The 20,183-nt window shown below is 59.8% G+C and carries 16 protein-coding genes and 2 pseudogenes; 3 read left to right on the forward strand and 15 right to left on the reverse strand.

Annotation, left to right across the window (positions count from 1 at the left end; all coding sequences use genetic code 11):
- The first annotated feature begins 207 nt into the window (after nucleotides 1–207).
- Complete coding sequence (locus BFR47_RS07170) at nucleotides 208–1,407, forward strand: NnrS family protein (protein WP_071472431.1); 1,200 nt, start codon at nucleotides 208–210, stop codon at nucleotides 1,405–1,407.
- Between the two features lie 81 nt (nucleotides 1,408–1,488).
- Here the strand turns inward: BFR47_RS07170 and clpB are convergent, their stop codons facing one another.
- The 3 genes from clpB to rluD all read right to left on the reverse strand — a co-directional run bounded on the left by clpB (nucleotide 1,489) and on the right by rluD (nucleotide 5,881).
- The gene (clpB, locus tag BFR47_RS07175) at nucleotides 1,489–4,062 is read right to left on the reverse strand and encodes an ATP-dependent chaperone ClpB (RefSeq protein WP_071472432.1); all 2,574 of its coding nucleotides are present in this window, start codon (nucleotides 4,060–4,062) and stop codon (nucleotides 1,489–1,491) included.
- Between the two features lie 110 nt (nucleotides 4,063–4,172).
- The gene (gene pgeF / locus BFR47_RS07180; protein WP_071472433.1) at nucleotides 4,173–4,910 is read right to left on the reverse strand and encodes a peptidoglycan editing factor PgeF; all 738 of its coding nucleotides are present in this window, start codon (nucleotides 4,908–4,910) and stop codon (nucleotides 4,173–4,175) included.
- Nucleotides 4,901–5,881, reverse strand: coding sequence for a 23S rRNA pseudouridine(1911/1915/1917) synthase RluD (gene rluD / locus BFR47_RS07185; protein WP_071472434.1), 981 nt, complete (start codon nucleotides 5,879–5,881; stop codon nucleotides 4,901–4,903). Before rluD ends, pgeF begins: the two co-directional genes overlap by 10 nt.
- A gap of 113 nt (nucleotides 5,882–5,994) precedes the next feature.
- Here rluD and BFR47_RS07190 point away from each other — a divergent pair, with 113 nt between their 5' ends.
- On the forward strand, nucleotides 5,995–6,741 hold the full coding sequence (locus tag BFR47_RS07190; protein ID WP_071472435.1) for an outer membrane protein assembly factor BamD: 747 nt from the start codon (nucleotides 5,995–5,997) through the stop codon (nucleotides 6,739–6,741).
- Nucleotides 6,742–6,803: 62 nt separating this feature from the next.
- Here BFR47_RS07190 and BFR47_RS07195 read toward each other — a convergent pair whose 3' ends face one another.
- From BFR47_RS07195 to BFR47_RS07210, 4 genes and pseudogenes are all read right to left on the reverse strand, one after another.
- Nucleotides 6,804–7,547, reverse strand: a complete 744-nt coding sequence (locus tag BFR47_RS07195; protein ID WP_083399052.1) for a helical backbone metal receptor — start codon at nucleotides 7,545–7,547, stop codon at nucleotides 6,804–6,806.
- 102 nt (nucleotides 7,548–7,649) lie between these two features.
- A complete protein-coding gene (gene gshA, locus BFR47_RS07200; protein ID WP_071472437.1) occupies nucleotides 7,650–9,233 on the reverse strand; it encodes a glutamate--cysteine ligase in 1,584 nt (527 codons plus the stop codon).
- Nucleotides 9,234–9,307: 74 nt separating this feature from the next.
- Nucleotides 9,308–12,113: pseudogene (locus tag BFR47_RS07205) on the reverse strand (M16 family metallopeptidase).
- Between the two features lie 31 nt (nucleotides 12,114–12,144).
- Entirely contained in the window at nucleotides 12,145–13,077 is a 933-nt protein-coding gene (locus tag BFR47_RS07210; RefSeq protein WP_071472438.1) for an NADP-dependent oxidoreductase, read from the reverse strand.
- Between the two features lie 168 nt (nucleotides 13,078–13,245).
- On the opposite strand from BFR47_RS07210, the gene BFR47_RS17765 reads away from it, so the two are divergent.
- Nucleotides 13,246–13,413 (forward strand): hypothetical protein, encoded by a 168-nt coding sequence (locus BFR47_RS17765; protein WP_139215126.1) that lies wholly within the window; start codon nucleotides 13,246–13,248, stop codon nucleotides 13,411–13,413.
- A 49-nt stretch (nucleotides 13,414–13,462) separates the two neighbouring features.
- On the opposite strand, the pseudogene BFR47_RS07215 reads toward BFR47_RS17765, so the two are convergent.
- The 8 genes and pseudogenes from BFR47_RS07215 to rnr form a co-directional block, all read right to left on the reverse strand.
- A pseudogene (locus BFR47_RS07215) lies at nucleotides 13,463–14,199 on the reverse strand (ferredoxin--NADP reductase).
- A 95-nt stretch (nucleotides 14,200–14,294) separates the two neighbouring features.
- Nucleotides 14,295–14,744, reverse strand: a complete 450-nt coding sequence (rplI, locus tag BFR47_RS07220; protein ID WP_071472439.1) for a 50S ribosomal protein L9 — start codon at nucleotides 14,742–14,744, stop codon at nucleotides 14,295–14,297.
- Nucleotides 14,745–14,783: 39 nt separating this feature from the next.
- Nucleotides 14,784–15,011, reverse strand: coding sequence for a 30S ribosomal protein S18 (gene rpsR, locus BFR47_RS07225; protein ID WP_071472440.1), 228 nt, complete (start codon nucleotides 15,009–15,011; stop codon nucleotides 14,784–14,786).
- A 27-nt stretch (nucleotides 15,012–15,038) separates the two neighbouring features.
- Nucleotides 15,039–15,407: a 30S ribosomal protein S6 gene (gene rpsF, locus BFR47_RS07230; RefSeq protein ID WP_071472441.1), complete on the reverse strand. Its 369-nt coding sequence runs from the start codon at nucleotides 15,405–15,407 to the stop codon at nucleotides 15,039–15,041.
- Between the two features lie 260 nt (nucleotides 15,408–15,667).
- Complete coding sequence (locus BFR47_RS07235) at nucleotides 15,668–16,468, reverse strand: DMT family transporter (protein WP_245748843.1); 801 nt, start codon at nucleotides 16,466–16,468, stop codon at nucleotides 15,668–15,670.
- Complete coding sequence (locus tag BFR47_RS07240; protein WP_071472442.1) at nucleotides 16,456–16,914, reverse strand: GNAT family N-acetyltransferase; 459 nt, start codon at nucleotides 16,912–16,914, stop codon at nucleotides 16,456–16,458. The genes BFR47_RS07235 and BFR47_RS07240 overlap by 13 nt, the downstream gene beginning before the upstream one ends.
- A gap of 77 nt (nucleotides 16,915–16,991) precedes the next feature.
- Complete coding sequence (gene rlmB / locus BFR47_RS07245; protein ID WP_071472443.1) at nucleotides 16,992–17,729, reverse strand: 23S rRNA (guanosine(2251)-2'-O)-methyltransferase RlmB; 738 nt, start codon at nucleotides 17,727–17,729, stop codon at nucleotides 16,992–16,994.
- Between the two features lie 86 nt (nucleotides 17,730–17,815).
- The gene (gene rnr, locus BFR47_RS07250; protein ID WP_071472444.1) at nucleotides 17,816–20,164 is read right to left on the reverse strand and encodes a ribonuclease R; all 2,349 of its coding nucleotides are present in this window, start codon (nucleotides 20,162–20,164) and stop codon (nucleotides 17,816–17,818) included.
- Nucleotides 20,165–20,183: the final 19 nt, after the last annotated feature.

Genomic DNA, 20,183 nt, shown 5'->3' on the forward strand with positions numbered 1-20,183 from the left:
GGATGCGCATTATAGGGACCGCCCGATTTTGCGCAAGGGCTTTTTTGATAAAAAACAGCACCACACGCCCAACCGTTCACAAATTAAACCATCAGCTTTTTATTTAAACAAAAACGACTTTAATCCGCCTGCTTTGATCCTGATCCGGGTTTTATTCGCGCGCTACAATATAATGTGCATATTAAATACTAATATGGATAACCACAAATGCAGATACTGGACTCAGAAAAAGAAAGCAGGATATGGCCGCTGTTCCGGCTGGGGTTCCGGGTGTTCTTTCTGGGGGGGGCACTTTTTGCCTGCCTGGCCATGTTGTTATGGCTACTCACTCTCTCGGGCATCACCGTCTTGCCGGGCGTGAGCAATCCCATCTGGTGGCATGCTCATGAAATGCTGTTCGGTTTTACACTGGCCATCGTCGCCGGTTTTGTTCTTACCGCCATGCAGAACTGGACCGGTATCGCCGGCGTACGCGGCTGGCCACTGGCACTGGTTTCGGGACTTTGGCTACTCCCCCGCCTGTTGATGCCGCTGCGGGGAGAGCTTAATCCGTTGGTGATCATTCTCGACTTATTATGGCTGCCGCTGGTGGCTGGTATGCTGGCTCGGCCCGTGCTGCAAGTGAAGCAATGGCGCAACCTGTTCTTTGTCCCCTTGTTTATCCTGTTCACCCTGCTCAACGGGCTCAGTTATTACGCCGCCTTCAGCGGTAACTGGCTGCTGGCCGAGCGTGTCTTTGTGACGACCGCGCTGGCTCTGAGCGGTTTGATTGCCGTGATGGGGGGCAGGGTCATCCCCTTTTTTACCGCCCGTGCTACCGGCACCGACAAACCCGAGCCGCTGATGTGGCTGGAAAAGATCAGTCTGGGAGCGCTCTGGCTGGGTGTACTCGGCTGGCTGCTGCTGCCACGTAACTCCGCTTTAAATGGGCTGCTGGCGTTTGTGCTGCTGGTGGCCGCCGTCGCTCATTTCACTCGGCTGGCTCGCTGGAACAGCAAGCTGACACTGAATATCCCTTTGCTATGGGTGCTGCATCTGGGGTATCTGTTTGTGCCACTGGGGCTGCTGGCTCTGGCGGCGGCACTGTTTAATTGGGGCATCAGTGTCTCTCTGGCCAGTCACTGGCTGACTGCCGGCGCCATGGGTATCGTGATTCTGGGGATGATTGCCCGGGTATCATTGGGCCATTCCGGTCGTCCACTGGACATCGACCGCCCCGTCGTTCTTGCTTTTGTACTGCTGATACTGGCGGCACTGTTGCGCAGTCTGCTGCCCTTGCTGGCTCCGGGCATGACCAATATGGCCTACCATGTCAGTGCCCTGGCCTGGACATCGGCATTTGGCGTGTTCAGCTGGGTATACTGGCCGATATTGACCCGTCCGAGGATCGATGGTCGCCCGGGTTAACCGGTAGAGAAGATAAGTGAGGTGGGAGTGTAGCGTGTAAAACCCTCACTCCCCCTTATACCTCACTCCTTAGCGCTTAAGTCACTGATTGAGAATCAGCCCGTCGCTGTCGGCATCCAGCTCCAGCGGCTTGCCAGGCACCACCTTCCCGGACAGCATGGCTTGCGCCAGCGGGTTTTCGACCTTGTGTTGCACCGCCCGCTTCAAGGGACGGGCACCAAACAGCGGATCGAAGCCCGCATGGGCCAGCTTTTCCAGCAGCCGCTCGGTAATGGTCACCTCGAAGCCCTTGTCTTCGAGCCGCGCCACCAGGCCCTGCAACTGAATACGCGCGATGGACTTGATCTGCTCTTCGGCCAACGGATGGAAAACAACGATATCGTCGATGCGGTTGATGAACTCGGGACGGAACTGGTGCCCCAGCACCTCCATCAGCATCGCCTTCATCTCGTCATAACCCTTCTCGGTGCTGTGCTCCTGGATCAAGTCCGATCCAATGTTGGAGGTCATGATCACCACGGTATTACGGAAGTCCACTGTGCGTCCCTGACCGTCGGTAAGACGACCGTCGTCCAGCACCTGCAACAGGATGTTGAACACATCCGGATGCGCCTTTTCCACCTCGTCCAGCAGGATCACCGAATAAGGCTTGCGCCGCACCGCTTCGGTCAGATAGCCGCCCTCTTCATAGCCGACATAGCCGGGAGGGGCGCCCACCAGACGGGACACCGAGTGCTTCTCCATGAATTCCGACATATCGATGCGCACCATGGCATCGCGACTGTCGAACAGAAAATCGGCCAACGCCTTGCACAACTCGGTCTTGCCCACCCCGGTCGGGCCCATGAACAGGAAAGAACCCACCGGCCGGTTGGGATCGGACAATCCCGCCCGACTGCGGCGAATGGCATTGGACACCGCCTCGACCGCCTCGTTCTGGCCAATCACCTGCTCATGCAGGCTGTCTTCCATCCGCAACAGCTTGTCTTTCTCTCCTTCCAGCATCTTGGCGACGGGAATACCAGTCCAGCGCGACAGCACATCAGCAATCTCTTCCTCATTGACCCGGTTTTTCAGTAGATGCTGCTCCTGCATTTCGGCCTGAGCGGCCAGATCCAGCTGCTTTTCAAGCTCGGGAATACGACCGTATTGCAGCTCGGACATCCGCGCCAGATCGCCGGCCCGACGCGCCACCTCCATTTCCTGACGCACCTGATCCAGCTCGGCCTTGATGTGCTGAGTGCCGGCCAGGGCCGCCTTTTCCGAGGTCCAGACTTCTTCCAGCTCGGCGTATTCCCGCTCTTTTTCATCCAGTTCATCACGGATCAACTGCAACCGCTTGCGGCTGCCCTCGTCGTCTTCCTTCAGCAGCGCCTGCTCTTCCAGCTTGAGCTGGATGATGCGCCGCTCCAGCTTGTCCAGCGGCTCCGGCTTGGAGTCGATCTGTAACCGGATGCTGGACGCGGCCTCATCGATCAGATCGATGGCCTTGTCGGGTAACTGACGGTCGGCAATGTAACGGTGTGACAGCAGCGCCGCCGCCACGATGGCCGGATCGGTGATCTGCACATGGTGATGCAGTTCGTAGCGCTCTTTCAAGCCTCGCAGAATGGCGATGGTATCTTCCACCGTCGGTTCGTTGATCAGCACCTTCTGGAAGCGCCGCTCGAGGGCCGCGTCTTTTTCCACATACTGGCGGTATTCATCGAGGGTGGTGGCACCCACGCAGTGCAGCTCGCCCCGAGCCAAGGCCGGCTTGAGCATGTTACCGGCGTCCATGGCGCCCTCGCCCTTGCCGGCACCCACCATGGTGTGCAGCTCGTCGATAAAGAGGATAACCTGCCCCTCTTCCTTGGCCAGCTCGTTGAGCAATGCCTTGAGCCGCTCTTCAAACTCACCGCGATATTTGGCCCCGGCGATGAGCGCCCCCATATCGAGCGACAACACCCGCTTGTTCTTGAGCCCTTCCGGCACTTCGCCGTTGATGATCCGCTGAGCCAGTCCCTCGGCGATGGCGGTTTTACCGACGCCGGGTTCGCCGATCAGCACCGGGTTGTTCTTGGTACGGCGCTGCAACACCTGAATGGTGCGGCGAATTTCATCGTCCCGGCCGATCACCGGATCCAGCTTGCCCTGCTCGGCCCGCTCGGTCAGATCGATGGTGTACTTTTCCAGCGCCTGGCGGTTTTCTTCCGCGTTGGGGTCGTCCACCTTCTGGCCACCACGGACCTGATCTATGGCCTGGCTCATCTTGTCTTTGGTCAAACCAACCCGTTTGAGTGCCTCGCCCAGCTCACCCTTGTCGTCCAGCGCCGCCAGCAAGAACAGTTCCGACGAGATATAGGCATCCTTGCGCTGCTGTGCCAGCTTGTCGCACTGATTGAGCAGCCGCGCCAGCACCGGTGACACCTGAACATCCATGTCGCCGCCACTCACTTTCGGCAGTCGATCCAGAGACTTGTCCAGCTCCACCCGCAGGGTATTGCTGTCGACGCCGGCGGTGGTCAGCAAGGGGCGCAGAGTCCCCCCCTGCTGATTGAGCATGGAAACCAGCAGATGGACCGGTTCGATATAGGCATGATCACGTCCCAACGCCATCGACTGGGCATCTTGCAGGGCGAGTTGGAATTTACTGGTAAGACGATCAAGACGCATCAGGACTCTCCTCGAACATCCCGCCACCGGGCGGGAATACAAGATTGATTACTGATACTAAAGATGGGGGTTTATGGCGGGATTTCAACCAATCGATAAATAAGTTTTCGCTAATCCAACCAGACCAGCGTCGCCATGCGACCGGTTTCCCTGTCACGCCGATAAGAAAAAAATCGTTGTTCATCACTATAGGTGCAGAGTCCGCCGCCATAGAGGTGCTGTACCCCCGCCGCCGCCAGCCGGATCCGGGCCAGGTGATAGATGTTGGCCAGCCACTTTTCGCCATTCGCCTCGCCATGCACCACGAAAGCATCTGCCGCCAGCGGAGAATGCTCGATAAAGGTGTCCCGCACCTCGCGGCCCACTTCAAAAGCCGCGGGGCCGATGGCCGGTCCCATCCAGGCCAGCACCCTGGCCGGATCTACTGCCATCGCCCGCAGGGTCGCTTCCAGCACGCCGGACGCCAGCCCGCGCCAGCCGGCGTGAGCCGCCGCCACCACGGTACCGGCCTCATCACAGAACAACACCGGCAGGCAGTCGGCGGTCATCACGACACAGACCTGGCCCGGCGTACGCGTCACCACCGCATCGGCGGTCAGGTTACCGGTGTCATCCGGCAAAGTCAGTATCCGGGTGCCGTGCACCTGCTCCAGCCATACCGGCTCGTTCGGCAGGTTCAAACAGGCACCCAGCCGCTCACGATTGGCCTGCACCCACTGGGGCTTATCGCCCACGTGAGTGCCCAGGTTCAGGCTGTGGAACGGCGCCGGACTGACGCCGCCCGAGCGTGTGCTCTGGGCGGCACAAACATGGGCCGGCGCCGGCCAGTCGGGCAGGATCAGATCCATACCAGATCGTCCGGGTGCGCCGCCGTGTCGGCGCGCAGCAACTCGACCAATGCCACAAAATCATCGGGTATCGGGGCGTGCCATTCCATCATTTCACCGCTGATCGGATGTTCCAGTCGCAACATCACCGCGTGCAACGCCTGACGCTTGAAATTGCGCAAAAACGCCAGCAGTTCGGGCTCGGCACTGCGCGGGGGCTTGAGCCGGCCACCATAGACCGGATCCCCGACCAGAGGATGCTTGAGATGAGCCATGTGTACCCGGATCTGGTGAGTCCGGCCGCTCTCCAGCCGCAGCCGCAACCGGGTATGGGCACGGAATTTTTCCATGATCCGATAATGGGTCACCGCCGGTTTACCGGTAGGGACCACCGCCATCTGGATACGCTGAGTGGGATGACGGCCGATATTGGCATCCACGGTGCCACCGCCGGTCATATGCCCAATGGCAACCGCTTCATATTCCCGGGTGATTTCCCGCCCCTGCAGGGCGGTAACCAGGTGAGTCTGTGCCGGTACCGTCTTGGCCACCACCATCAAACCGGTGGTGTCTTTATCGAGCCGGTGCACTATGCCGGCACGGGGCACTTCGGCAATGCTCGGGCAATGATGCAGCAGGGCATTGAGCAGGGTACCGTCCGGGGTACCGGCTCCGGGATGCACCACCAGGCCGGCAGGCTTGTTGATCACCATGATGTCATCGTCTTCATAAACGATGTTCAGTTCAATGGCCTCGGGTTCGAACCGCACCTCGTCTTCCAGCTCGGCGTAGATCACTACCTGTTGCCCGGCCAGTACCTTTTCTCGCGGCTTGTTCACCACCTCACCGTCCAGCCGCACCTGATCCTGCTGGATCCAGCTTTTGATGCGCGTACGGGAATAATCGGGGAACATTTCCGCCAACGTCTGATCCAAACGCTGACCGTATTGATGATCGGCAATCACGCCGTTCAGTTCGATTTGCTGGCTCATAGAGACCACTGGTTACCAAATGATGTTTAATTGGGTATTCTAGCGGTTCTTGACGCTGAGCTTAATCAGTTTCCGCTGACTTGGTTCCCGAATCGCAAAAATGGACTCTCTACATGGCTAAACAACGAAGCCTATGGCTCACACTGACTCTCGCCCTGGCACTGGCCGCCACCGGCTGCTCCAGTACAAAAAAAGACGACGTACCGGACGAGCCACCCGAAGTTCTCTATCAGGATGCACAGGAACGCTTGCAGGCCGGTAATTTCATTCGCGCCGCCGAGTTGCTGGAGGCCATGGACTCTAGGTATCCGTTTGGAGCTTACTCCAACCAGGTACAGCTTGACCTTATCTATGCCTATTACAAGCAGGATGACGCCGCCCGGGCCCTGGCCAACATCGATCGCTTCATTCGCCTGAATCCCAATCACCCCAGCGTCGATTACGCCCAATACATGCGGGGCCTGACCAACATGGCCACCGATCATAACTTCTTTCAGGAACTGCTCAACGTCGACCGGGCCGACCGGGATCCGGCCTACGCCCGCCAGGCCTTTGCCGATTTTCGCCAGTTACTGCGCCAGTATCCGGACAGCGTTTACGCCGCCGATGCCCGTGCTCGCATGACGGCACTGAAAAACCGCCTAGCCAAATACGATCTGGCGGTAGCCCGGTTCTACATGAAACGTGGCGCCTGGCTGGCCGCCGCCAACCGTGCCAAATTCGTGGTGCAGTCCTACCCGGACACCGACACCCTGCAACCGGCACTGCAAATCATGGCCGAGGCATATAGCACCCTGGGGCTGACCGAAATGGCCAACAACGCCAAGGCCGTGCTGCGCGCCAACTTCCCCGCCGGTTAACCACCGGAAAAAGACAAAAGGCCCCGTCGGTGACAGGGCCTTTTTTTATGCTCTCGATCCTGTCACATCGATTCCAGGTAGCGCAGGGAGCGCACGCCGTACCAGCACATGGGCTCGCCGTCGATCAGGACCGCATCCAGTTCCAGCTCTGCGCTGGTCTGGGCCAGCTTGCCGGCGAAAGGGTAGGGCTCGCTGGAGCACAGCAGCACCGGGTTCTGCTCGCGAATCCATTCTTCCTCCAGGGCGGGGTAGCGTTCGTCGAAGGTAAGCACCTTGTCGGCAAAACCAAGATGCTCGAACACGGAATAAATAAAGGTGTCCCGGCCCACGCTCATGAACGGCTTGCGCCAGATAAGATAAAGCCACTTGCGTTGGTCATTCAGCACCGATGCAGAGGACGCAGTGTCACCGGGTAACAACGGCAACACCGCGGGAGCACAGGCTTTCTTTTCGGCCAGCACCGCCCGGTAGCGAGCACTCAACTCCAGCAAGGCGTCAGAGCCCAGCTGTTGCGACAACAACTCAAGCGCCTGCGGCATGTCGTGCACCGACTTCACCTCGGTGGCGAAATAGGGAGACGGGCAGGTTTGCGCCATTTCCAGGGTGTTTTCTTCTTTATCGAAAATCACCATGTCCGGCGCCAGTGCCGCAACCTTGCTCCACTGCACATCCTTGGTGCCGCCGACGACGGGTAGCGAAGCCACCTTGTTCGCCGGATGGATGCAATACCGGGTACGCCCCACCACATTAACGCCACACTCGATCAGGGTTTCGGTCCATGAGGGGACCATAGACACCACTCTCATCACGCGTCCTTGTTGTTAAAAACCGATTGGTTTTAAAAGCGGATGGAAATGAGGGGAAAGCTCACGCTTTCCCCTCATCCTTCTTACCGCTCACCCGCCGGCTTATTGGCCGAAGTAATTCTGCAGAAATTCGTCGAAGCCGATGGTATCGGACAGCTCTATCTTACGCTGGCGCGCATGGGAGCGAACCCCTTCTTCGTCGAAGTAGCTGTCATCCCAGTAGCGCGGAGGGCTTTGCTGTAGCTGCTGATGATAGTGCTTTGACAGGGCAAGGCCGAAGGGCAGTATGTCCTGATCGCTTGCTTTCAGCTCATTGAGCACCCGGGCCGACAGGGTCAGGCTCGGATCCTGAATCGCCGCCAGCTGTGCGGCGTGGGCCTGGCCATAGCAGCCCCGGCCACAGCAGGCATCCAGCAGCGCGGCGACGTCTTTCAACTCACCGAAATAGCGCTCACCCAGCGCCTTGAGGGTGAGGGTCTCGCCGCCAAACACTTCCAGCTCCAGGCCGGGTTTGCGCCCTTCCAGCACCACCTTGTTGAAATTGCGCCGGTTGAGGGCAATCTCGTCTTCGGTCAGCGGGGCCGAGGGCGTCAGCAGGCACCACAGCAGGAAGGTATCGAGGAACAGGATCTGATCCGCATCGATTCCCACCGCCGAGAACGGATTGACATCGACCGAGCGCACCTCGATATATTCGATGCCGCGGGTAGCCAGTGCTTCCGACGGTTTTTCTCCGCTTTCGGCGGTGCGCTTGGGCCGGATCGGCGCATAGAGCTCGTTTTCTATCTGCAGCACATTGTCGTTGAGCTGACGGTATTCCCCGTCCACCTTGACGCCGATGCGGGCAAACTCCGCCGCATGGGTGCCGATGGCACGGCGCAGCGATGACACGTATTCATCCAGGCTGTCGAGCGAGATATTGAGTCCGGCCTGGGCGCTGTTGGTGTAGCCCAGATCCGACAACCGCAGCGAGGTGGCATAGGGTAGATAAAGGGTACCCTTGCCGAGCCGTTCGAACGGCAACTGATGCTCGCGACCGGCGAGGAAAGATCCGCACAGCGCCGGCGAGGCGCCAAACAGATAGGGGATCAACCAGCCAAAACGATAGACATTGCGGATCAGCCCCAGATACTTGTCGGACACAAACCCCTGCAGGCAACCGCCGTTGCCCTCCAGCTGATGCCACTCGCTCCAGAAGCTGTCGGGCATGGAAAAATTGAAGTGCACCCCGGAAATCACCTGCATCCGGCTGCCATAGCGATGGTGCAACCCCTGCCGATACAGGGTTTTCATTCGCCCGACGTTGGAGCTGCCATACTGGGCCAGCGGTATCCGATCATCTTCCTTCAGCAGACAGGGCATGCTCAGCGGCCAGAGTTGTTCCTCACCCAGGTGACGCATGGTATAGCCGTGAATATCGCCGAGCTGCGCCAGCAATATCTCCACCGAGTCCGATACCGGGGTAATGAACTCCATCAACGACTCGGAAAAGTCGGTGGTGATGTTGGCATGGGTCAGGGCCGAGCCCAGCACCTTGGGATGGCCGGTCTGGGCCAGGTGACCATCCGGGGTGATGCGCAGGCTTTCACGCTCGATACCGCGGCGAATCCCCTTGATGGCGGGCAGGCGCGCCGGCGCTTGCCAGGCTTGAATTCGTTCGGCCAGTGTCAATGTTGTTTTGGTCATTATTGGTTACTCTTTGGCGCAGGATAACCGCTCGCCAGTGGCGACGGGGTTATCCCGCGAGAGGTCTGGCCTCATTACTCAATGGTAAAGTCGTGTACAGGAAGATGGAGCTGTGCCAGCGATTTTTCAAGCTTTTCCTTGTCGCCAACCACCACCACCACCATATCGCCTGGATCCAGCCACTGCTCGGCCAACTCGGTCAGCGCCTTGCTGTCGATATCGGCCACTATCTGCTGTTGCTCGTTGAGGTAATCCGGTGACAACTGCATCATCGCCAGCTGCAGCAAAAAGCCGGCCTTGTTGCCCAGGGTTTCGTAAGACAGGGCATCCTGCTGGGAGTAGCTGCTGCGCAAATAGCTCAGCTCCTCCTGGCTCGGGCCCTGTTCCCGAAACCGGCTGAACTCCGCCAGAATGTTCTCGATGGCCGGCACGGTGGCATCGCCACGCACATCGGTGGCCACCACGAACACCCCGGCGTCACGGTTGCCGGTGAAGTAGGAATGGGCGCCGTAGGTGAAACCCTTGTCTTCACGCAGGTTCTGGTTGATGCGGCTGTTGAAGTTGCCGCCCAGGTTGAAGTTCATCAGGTTGGCATGAAAGAAGGGCCCGGTGGCATCGAGCGGCAGGGCCCGCCGACCGATACGCAGCACAGATTGCACGGCACCGGGCACATCCACCACATAAATGCCCGCCTCCGCCGGTTGCGGGACGACTTTCACTTCCGGCACGGGAGACGTATCCCCCTGCCAGCGGGTCAGAAAACCGAACGCCGCCCTGGCCTGTTCGGGCGCCAGATCGCCGGCCACCAGCACATGGCCGTTGGCCGGGTTGTAATAGCGCCGGTAATAATCGCGCACCTGCTGCAGGGTGATGGCGCTGATTTGTTCGGCGCGGCCCTCGTCCGGCAAGCCCATGCGGGTGTTGCCGTACATCAGCTGGCGAAACGCATGCTGGGCCAGCCAGGCCGGCTGGTGCCGGTTCTGGGCCATGGACTCCAGCAGCCGCGACTTTACCTGCTCGAAGTCCTGCTCGCGCAGGCCCGGGTGAAACAGCAGCTCTTCCACCAGGGCCAGGGTTTGCGGCAGGGTTTCGGTCAGGCTGGTGATTTCAATCAGGTTGGTATAAAAGCCGCTGCGCACGCTGACACTGGCGCCGAGTCGTTCCAGCGCTTCGCTGAAGGCACCGGCGCTCAGCCGCTCCGAGCCCTGGTTCATCATCGCCGCCGTCAGGGTCGCCAGTCCGGTGTCATCCGTGCTCTCGGCCCGCTGGCCGCCGGGCAGCGCCAGGATTACCGACACCGCCGGTATTTCATCGTTGACCGTGCCCAGCAGCTGAATGTTGTCACCCAGGGTATCCTGCCACAGCGGCGGTACCCTGATCTGCACCGGCTCCGCCACCGGGGGCATCACACTGCGGTCGAAATCATCAACCACCTGGCGATCCGGCAATGACGCCATTTCCTGCCCGGTCGCCGGCAGTTGCCGCTCGGCCACTTCATGGTTGGGCTCGGCGGCCTGCCAGTCGTTTTTACCGGTCGGCACCACGCTCAGCGCCGCCACCGGCTTGTTCTGCAGATAACGCCGGTACACCGCCATTACCTGTTCGGGTGTCGTTTCGGCCAGCTGACGCCAGGCGTTGATGGAATAGAGCGGATCGTCTTTCAGCACCTGACCGAGTGACAATTGCCGGGCCTTGCCCTTGGTGCTGTCGAGGCCGAGGATCAAGTCGGCGCGCAGCTCGGTCACCGCCTTGTCGACATCACCGGCGGCAATGCCACGCTCGGCGATCTCTGCCACGATACGATCGATATCCTGCTTGAGTGGTGCCAGAGAGCCATCTTTCGACGGATTGCTGTAGACCCAGACGCTCAGGGTACAGGCCAGCTCGGCACAGTAATGGCTGGTGCCGGCGCTGACGGCCTTGCCGGTTTCCACCAGTTGCTGATACAACAAGGAGCTTTTGCCCCCGCCCAGCACATTGGCCAGCACATCCAGCGCCGCCTCGTCCTCATGCCCCAGCCAGACGGTGGGATAGGACAGATACAGCATCGGCATGCGAATACGGGAATCTACCAGGGTCTGATAACGACTCTGCTCCAGCCTGGCCGGTTGCGGCCGGGCCGAGGTGACTTCCGGTCCGGCCGGAATGGGCCCGAAGTATTTTTCCACCCAGGCCAGGGTCTGCTCGGTATCGAAATCACCGGAGATCACCAGGGTGGCATTATTGGGGCCATACCAGCGTTTGAAAAACGCCTTGAGATGGCCGACGTCGACGCGATCCAGATCCTCCACGTAACCGATGGGCTGCCAGCTGTAGGGATGATCACGCGGATAAAGCAGCTCGCCCATGCGCTCGCCCACCACGCCGTAGCTGGTTGTCGATGCGCTGACCACGTTCGTTCTTGACGGTATCACGCTGAATTTCGAACTTGCGCTGGCTTACCGCCTCCAGCAGAAACCCCATGCGATCCGCTTCCAGCCACAACATCTTTTCCAGGTGATTGGCGGGTACCGTCTCGAAGTAATTGGTCCTGTCCTGATTGGTGGTGCCGTTCATGGTGCCACCGGCCTCGTTGACCAGACGGAAATGCTCCTGATCACCCACATGTTTCGAGCCTTGAAACATCATGTGCTCGAAGAAATGGGCAAAGCCGGTCTGACCCGGCTCTTCCCGGGCCGAACCGACGTGATAGGTCATTTCCACATGCACCAGCGGATCGGACTTGTCCGCGTTGAGCAACACCGTCAGGCCATTATCCAGCCGGTACATCCGGTAGGGGATCACCAGGCCATCCTCGGCCGCTTCCACTTGCTCTACCAGCTGCGGAGCGGCAGGTGCCAGCAAGGGGCACAACAGCAATAACAGGGACCAATACTTCATGGGGTTTCCTTAGATCAACTCGCTACACCGGTTAGCCCTGCAGCAAAATCTTGCCACGGGTATGACCGGTTTCAATCTGACGATGGGCGGCCGCGCCCTCGGCCAGCGGATAAACCTGACTCACTTCCACCTTGAGGCGACGCTCGGCCACCGCCTGAACCAACTGCGCCAACTGCTGGTTATCCTGATGTTTGAGCATACCGGTGGCCTTCACGCCCAGGGGCTCGGCGGCGGCAATGACCTTATCGGCGGTAATGGTTGGCACCGTCACCACCCGACCACCGGATTTAACGTGAGACAGAAGTGCGCAGCCGGAAGTTCCGCCCACCAGATCAAAGAACAGATCCACCGGCGCCATGGCTTCCAGCCCGGCCTGGTCGCGATAGTCAATCACCTCATCGGCCCCCAGACTGCGCAGAAAGTCATGGTTGGCGGGCGACCCCAGCGCCACCACGGCGGCGCCCAGATCCTTGGCCAGTTGCACCGCCAGATGGCCCACCCCGCCGGCGGCGGCGGAGATCAGTACTCGTTCTCCGGCCTGCAGACCGCCATGCTCGGTCAAGCCCTGCCAAGCGGTCGTTCCGGCCAGCGCCAGGCCGGCGGCCATTTCATCGCTTACCCCGGCAGGCACCGGCAACAAGGCATCGGCCGCCACCACCAACTGCTCGCTGTAGCCACCACCGGTCAACAGGCCAAACACCCGATCCCCCGGTTGATGAATACTGACTTCGGCACCCACTTCCAGCACGGTACCCATCACTTCAAAACCCGGCGACCAGGGCAGTTTGTCCTTGATGGCCTGGGCGCCCCAGCCAAGACCGGCCCGGGTTTTGGCGTCGATCGGATTGACTCCGGCGTAATGCATCCGTACCCGGATTTGATCGGCGGCCAGCGCCGGGGCGTCGGTCTCGGTCAGTACCAGCTGACTCGCATCACCAAACGCCTTGATGACCAGTTGCTTCATGCTTCACTCCTTGTCCGTGATTAATAAGCGATGACCAGGTCCGCAACATAGCATGGCTTCAGCTGACCCTGAATGATAATTGGCTCAATGATGCACTCGTTGATACAGTGCATTGATAGATGAACATTATTTCACCTTCGTCATCGCTCAAATATAAGGTCTCTTGCCATGACCCGACTGTTCTTGTTACCGCTGCTGCCGGCCCTGTTCTGGTACTTGTTCTTGCTCTATAACCGCATTCCCATCAAACAGGGGGCCCGGGGGTTTTACTGGATAATCGGCCTCGGCTGGGGACTGGCCGCCTTTCTGAGTCTGATGATGGTGCTGACACGTTAACCCCCGGGATAAGGGACTCGTATTAGTTCCCAATCTCTATGCCCGGCAGTTACCAGTAGTTTTCCATCAGGATCTGACCGGGTTTGCGGCGCAGGTTTTTCTGCAGCCCCTTGTGTTTGAGTTCGATAATGGTGTCGCGCACCATTTGCGGATTGCCGCACAGCAACACCCGGCTGTGTTCCGGGGTTAAGGTCAGGCCCACCCGTTGCTCCAGGCTACCATCGGCAATGGCGTGGGTAATGCGACCCCGCTCGGTACCGGGCACCGTCTCCCGGGAAACAAACGGCACATAATGAAAACGGGGTTGGCCCTGTGTCAGCTCGGCTATCTGCTGGCGGTAGCCCAGCTCTTCGCCCAGACGCACTCCGTGTACCAGCACGACATGGTCAAACTGCTGCCAGCAGCTGCCTTCCGCCAACATGGATACGAAAGGCCCCACGCCGGTGCCGGTGGCCATCAGCCATAAATCCCGCCCCGGCGGCACTTCATCCAGGGTCAGAAAACCGGCGGCCGTGCGCTGTATCAGCAGTTCGTCACCCACTTCGAGTCCGGCCAGGTACGGCGTGAGCTGGCCTCGGGAATGGTCACCAGATAAAACTCGCAGTCCTGCCCCGGCGGGTTGACGTAGGAATAGGCCCGGGCCACTTTTTTGTCTGCGTCATGCCGGGCCAGCTTGGTGAACTGGCCGGCCTTGAACGGCGCGACATCGGCCTCCACCACCAGAGAAAACAGCGTGTCCGACCATTGTTTGCGGGCCTTGACCCTGCCGGTTATCCAGTCTGCCATCTAGCACTCTCCGTTAGGCTTTCTCCCACTGTAGCCTTATTGCAGGCAATAAAAAACCCGCGACAAGCGCGGGTTTTTTTAACGAGCAGCCTGATTTAGGCAGCAACGACCTGAATGGTAACGGTCGCTTTAACGTCGGCGTGCAGCTGCACACCCACTTCGTACTCGCCGGTGTTACGCAGAACACCTTCGTACATGCGTACTTCGCTCTTGGCAACGGCAACACCGGCAGCGGTGATGGCGTCGGCCACGTCACGGGCACCGATGGAGCCGAACAGCTTACCTTCGTCACCGGACTTGGAAGCGATAACCACGGCTTCCAGAGCAGACAGCTGGTCGGCACGAGCTTGTGCAGCAACCAGTTGCTCGGCCAGTTTGGCTTCCAGCTCGGCGCGGCGAGCTTCGAAAGTCGCTACGTTCTCTTTGGAGGCCAGAACCGCCTTGCCCTGAGGCAGCAGGTAGTTACGAGCGTAACCGGATTTAACGGTTACCTGGTCGCCCAGGCCGCCCAGTTTGGCGATTTTATCAAGCAGAATAACTTGCATTACCTTTCCTCTATCTAGATTGGCGAGTTAGGCCGCTGCTTACTTGTGCAGATCGGTGTAAGGCAGCAGGGCCAGGTAACGAGCGCGTTTGATCGCACGGGCCAGCTGGCGCTGATACTTAGCGCGGGTGCCGGTGATGCGGCTCGGTACAATTTTACCGGACTCGGTGACGTAGTTTTTCAGGGTTGCGATGTCTTTGTAATCGATCTCGGTAACACCATCAGCGGTGAAACGGCAGAACTTACGACGACGGAAAAAACGTGCCATGATTCTATTCCTCAGCTAAAACGTGGATTACTCGGCGGCTTCTGCACGAGCGTCGTCACGACGGGGTTGACGCTCTTCTCTGGCCTTGGCCATTTCAGAAGGCTCGGTGACGGCCTGCTTGGTGCGCATAATCATGTTACGCAGCACGGCATCGTTGAAGCGGAAGTTAGTTTCCAGCTCATCGATCACAGCCTGGTCAGCTTCTACGTTCATCAGAACATAGTGAGCTTTGTGCAGTTTGTTGATCGGGTAAGCCAGCTGGCGACGGCCCCAGTCTTCCAGACGGTGAATCTGACCGCCAGAAGTGGTGATGGCGCCGGTGTAGCGCTCGATCATACCGGGAACCTGTTCACTCTGATCAGGGTGAACCATAAATACGATTTCGTAATGACGCATGGATTGCTCCTTACGGGTTATAGCCTCTGCGCGGGCTCAGTCACACCAGCGGAGGCAAGGAACCAATAGGTTTTAAAGACTGATTTTAAGGTCGCGTAGTGTAAGGGATAAGCTGACGAGCGGCAAGCGAATTAAATACAGGGACTGGGGACTGGGGACTGGGGAGATTTTACCAATCCCTATTCCCTAATCCCCGCTTTTAACGCAGCCGCCGTTGCAGGCCGATGGCGATGATCACCACGGCGGCACCGAGGTAAACGTTAAGCGCCGGAAACTCGGCAAACAGCACCATGCCCATCAGGGTGACGAAGATAAGCCCCGAATATTCGCTGGCGGCAATCTTGCTGGCATCGGCCATGGCATAGGCCAGGATGCAGATGCCTGATAGATGATGCCGACCAGGCTGGCCCCCACCAGCAACAGCCACACCTCCCCCGCCACCGGCTGCCAGCCTGGCAAGGCAGGGCAAAGCTCACCGGTATGGCCAGCGCCTGGGTCAGAAACAGCGTCGCCAGTACCGAGCGTCCCTGGGGCAACCGGCGCACCAGCACGTTGCTTGCCGCCATGGAAAAGGCGGTCAGCAACGCGACCCAGCCGGCCCAGTGCCATTCGGCCGGATTGAGCACAATCAAGATACCGCCGAAGCCGAGCAGGCTGATGGCATAGGCCGGCAACCGCACCTGCTCCCGGCTCAGCAGCGCCGCCAGCGGCAGCGTCATCAGCGGAGCCGCATAAAACACCGCATTGGCGGTGGCCAGCGGCAGGTAGATCAGACTGACAAACACGCAGGCCGAGCCCATCAGCAGCAGATGGCCGCGCAACAAGTGAATCTTCCACTGAGCCCAGCCCTTTTTCTCGCGTGGCAGCCGCCACCAGAATGGCAGCAACAACGCCGAGGTCATCAGAAAACGCAGCGCCACGTATTGATAGGGGCTGACCTCGGTCTGGCCCAGCAATTTGACCAGCACGTCGCCGAAGGAGATCATCAGGTTGCCCAGTACCAGCAACAGTATCGCCAGCAGCTGCCGGTCGGCCGCCATGCGCCCCATTATGCGCTGCATGTCAGTTCCATGTGCTGGTGGGGTATGCCGTCTTCCAGATATTCGGCCCCTAGCGGGGCAAAGCCCAGGCTGCGATAAAACTCGCGCACCTGGATCTGGGCCCCCAGAAGAACCGGACAGCCGGGCCAGCGTGCCTGCACCTCGGCCAGCGCCCGTTGCATCAGCAGTCGCCCCATCCCCTGCCCGCGTGCCGAAGCGGCCACCGCCACCCGACCAATCCAGACCTGCTCCGGCGCCTGCACGCCGGGCCCCAGCAGACGGGCGGTGGCCAGCAACTGCCCTTGCTGCCAGAAGTTGAGATGCCGCACCCGCGGATCCGGATCCAGACCGTCCGCATCCTGATAGGGGCAGTTCTGCTCCACCACGAAGATGGCGCTACGCAGCGCCAGCATCCGATAAAGTTCCTCCGGGCTCAGCTCGGTAAAAGCAGCGACTTGCCAATGCATGAAAGACCTCGATGAAAACTGAAAAACGTGAGCAGCAAGCGGCAGGGGCAAGCGTGGCTCACACCGCCCCCGCGGACTTATTGCCCGCGCTGGCGTACCATTTCGAACAGGCAGACACCGGTGGCAACAGAGACGTTCAGGCTGGATACCGAACCCGCCATGGGGATGCTGATCAGCTCGTCACAATGTTCACGCGTCAGGCGACGCATGCCCTTGTCTTCGGCGCCCATCACCAGCGCCAGGGCGCCGGTGAGCTTGGCCTGATACAGGCTGTGATCCGCCTCGCCGGCGGTGCCGACCACCCAGACACCCTTGTCCTGCAGCAGGCGCAGGGTGCGCGACAGATTGGTCACCTGAAACAGCGGCACCACTTCGGCGGCACCACAGGCGACCTTGCGCACCACCGGACCCAGGCCGGCGGACTTGTCCTTGGGCACGATGACCCCATGCACACCGGCGGCATCGGCGGTACGCAGGCAGGCACCCAGATTGTGCGGGTCGGTCACACCATCCAGCACCAGCAGCAGGGGGCTGCTCTGCGCGGCCAGCAACTGGTCCAGATCCGCCTCGTTGAGTACCGGCTGAGCCTTGACCTTGGCCACCACCCCCTGGTGCTGCCCGCCCTTGGCCTTGTTGTCCAGGGCCTGGCGGTTGGCGGGCTGGGCCTTGACGCCCACCGCCAGCAAACGCGCCTGCAGCGAGTTCAGGCGCTCGTCTTCGCGCCCCTTGAGCAGCCACACTTCCAGCACCTGTTCCGGATGGGTGTCCAGCAGGGCATCGAGGGCATGGATGCCAAAAATCAGTTCAGTACTCATGAGTCATTCTCGGAAAATGGTATTGATAAAATAGGAAGGGTCGGCATAAAGCCAACCCTCCTCGTTAACCGACTGATTATCAGACGTTAACGGCGCTTTCTGCCGCCTTTGGGCTTGTTGCCGCCCTTGCCTTCCGCCGGCTTGGCGTCAGGCTTGGCGGCGCTCTTCGGCTTGGCGCTCCCTTTCGGCTTGGCACGCTGACGCGACTTCAGGTTCTTGGCACCCTTGCCGGTTTTGGCGCCGGCAGGCAGCGGTTCTTCCACGGTTTCGAAATCGATCTTGCGATCGTCCAGATTCACCGCCATCACCTTGACCTTGATCTTGTCGCCCAGACGATAGCGACGACGGAAGTTCTCGCCAATCAGGGTCTGACGCGCCGGATCGAACTGGTAGTAGTCATTCTGCAGGCTGGAAATATGTACCAGACCGTCGATATGGATCTCGTCCAGCCGCACGAAGAAACCGAAGCCGGTCACGTTGGCGATAGTACCGCCAAACTCGCTGCCCACATGATCGAGCATGTATTCGCACTTCAGCCAGTCGGCCACGTCGCGAGTGGCGTCATCGGCACGGCGCTCGGTAATGGAGCAATGCTCGCCCATGGGCGCGACGTCATCATACTGGTAAGGCACGCCACCGGTTTTATGACCGGCATCGCCCTGCAGCTTGCTCAGCTGGGCCTTGATGGCCCGGTGCAGTACCAGATCCGGATAACGACGGATCGGTGAAGTGAAGTGGGCATAGGACTTCAGCGCCAGGCCGAAGTGGCCCATGTTGTCGGCCTGATAGATCGCCTGTTTCATCGAGCGCAGCAGCATGGTCTGGATCAGCTCAGCATCGGGTCTGTCCTTGATCTGCTCGGCCAGCAGGGCGTAGTCCGCCGGCTCCGGCTCCAGCCCGCCTTTCAGCTCCAGCCCCAGTTCGCCGAGGAAGCTGCGGAAACCGGTCAGTTTCTCTTCGCCGGGCTTGTCGTGCACCCGGAACAAGGCGTGGGCGTCCTGTTTTTCGATAAAGCGGGCCGCGGCCACGTTGGCCATGATCATGCATTCTTCGATGATCTTGTGGGCGTCGTTACGCACCACCGGCACGATACGCTCGATCTTGCGCTGGGGGTTGAACACGAAGCGGGTTTCCTCGCTTTCGAATTCCACCGCACCGCGCTGATGGCGCGCTTCTTTCATCGCCTGATACAGCTGGTTCAGGTTTTCCAGGTGCGGCACCAGCGGAGCATAACGCTCGCGCAGGGTCTCGTCCCCTTGCAGCATGGCCGCCACCTTGTTGTAGGTGAGACGGGCATGAGAGTTCATCACCGCTTCGTAGAACTTGAAGCCGGACAGCTTGCCGGTGGCGGAAATGGTCATCTCGGCCACCATGCACAGCCGGTCTACCTGCGGGTTGAGCGAGCACAGGCCGTTGGACAATACCTCGGGCAGCATGGGGATCACCTGCTCGGGGAAATACACCGAATTGCCGCGCAAATAGCCTTCGTTGTCCAGTGCCGTACCCGGACGTACGTAGTAGGACACATCGGCAATGGCGACCCACAGCCGCCAGCCGCCGGAGCTCTTGGGCTGACAGTAAACGGCGTCATCAAAGTCGCGGGCGTCTTCGCCGTCGATGGTAACCAGCGGCAGATCACGCAGATCCTTGCGGCCCAGCTTGGCCTCTTCCGGCACCTGTTCGGTGAGCTTGGCAATCTCCTGCTTCACTTCTTCCGGCCACACATGGGGAATGCCGTGGGTACGCAGGGCGATGTCGATTTCCATGCCCGGGTCCATGGTTTCACCCAGCACCTCGACGACTTTACCCACACCGGTCATGCGCTTGGTGGGACGCTGGCTGATGGCAATGACCACCACCTGGCCCATGCGCGCACCCATGGTCTCGCCCTGGGGGATCAGAATATCCTGGGCGATACGGCTGTCGTCCGGCACCACGTAGCTGACCCCGTTTTCCACGAAGTAACGGCCCACCACTTCCAGATCGCGGGATTCCAGCAGACGTACCACCCGCGCCTCGCGTCGGCCCTTGGAGTCGAAACGCAACGGCTGCACCAGCGCATGGTCGCCGTGCATCAGGGCGTCCATTTCCCGCTGGGACAGGAACAGATCGTCGCCGCCGTCTTCCGGGCGCAAGAAACCGAAGCCTTCCCGGTGGCCGATGACCCGGCCCTTGATCAGGTTCAGTTTTTCGGGCAGGGCGTAACACTTGTTACGGGTGAATACCAGCTGGCCGTCCCGCTCCATGGCGCGCAGGCGGCGGCGCAGGGCTTCGGCCTGTTCTTCACCGTCCAGCGCCAGTTCGGCAAAAATCTCGTCCCGGGACGCCGGGGCCTGCTTGGTTTTGATCAATTCCAGAATGAATTCCCGGCTGGGAATGGGGTTTTCGTACTTTTCGGCTTCCCGCTTGAGGAAAGGGTCTTGTTGTTCTGACATAAAGTGGTCCATTTGAGCA

Source organism: Oceanisphaera psychrotolerans, assembly GCF_001870485.1.
Lineage (GTDB): Bacteria > Pseudomonadota > Gammaproteobacteria > Enterobacterales > Aeromonadaceae > Oceanimonas > Oceanimonas psychrotolerans.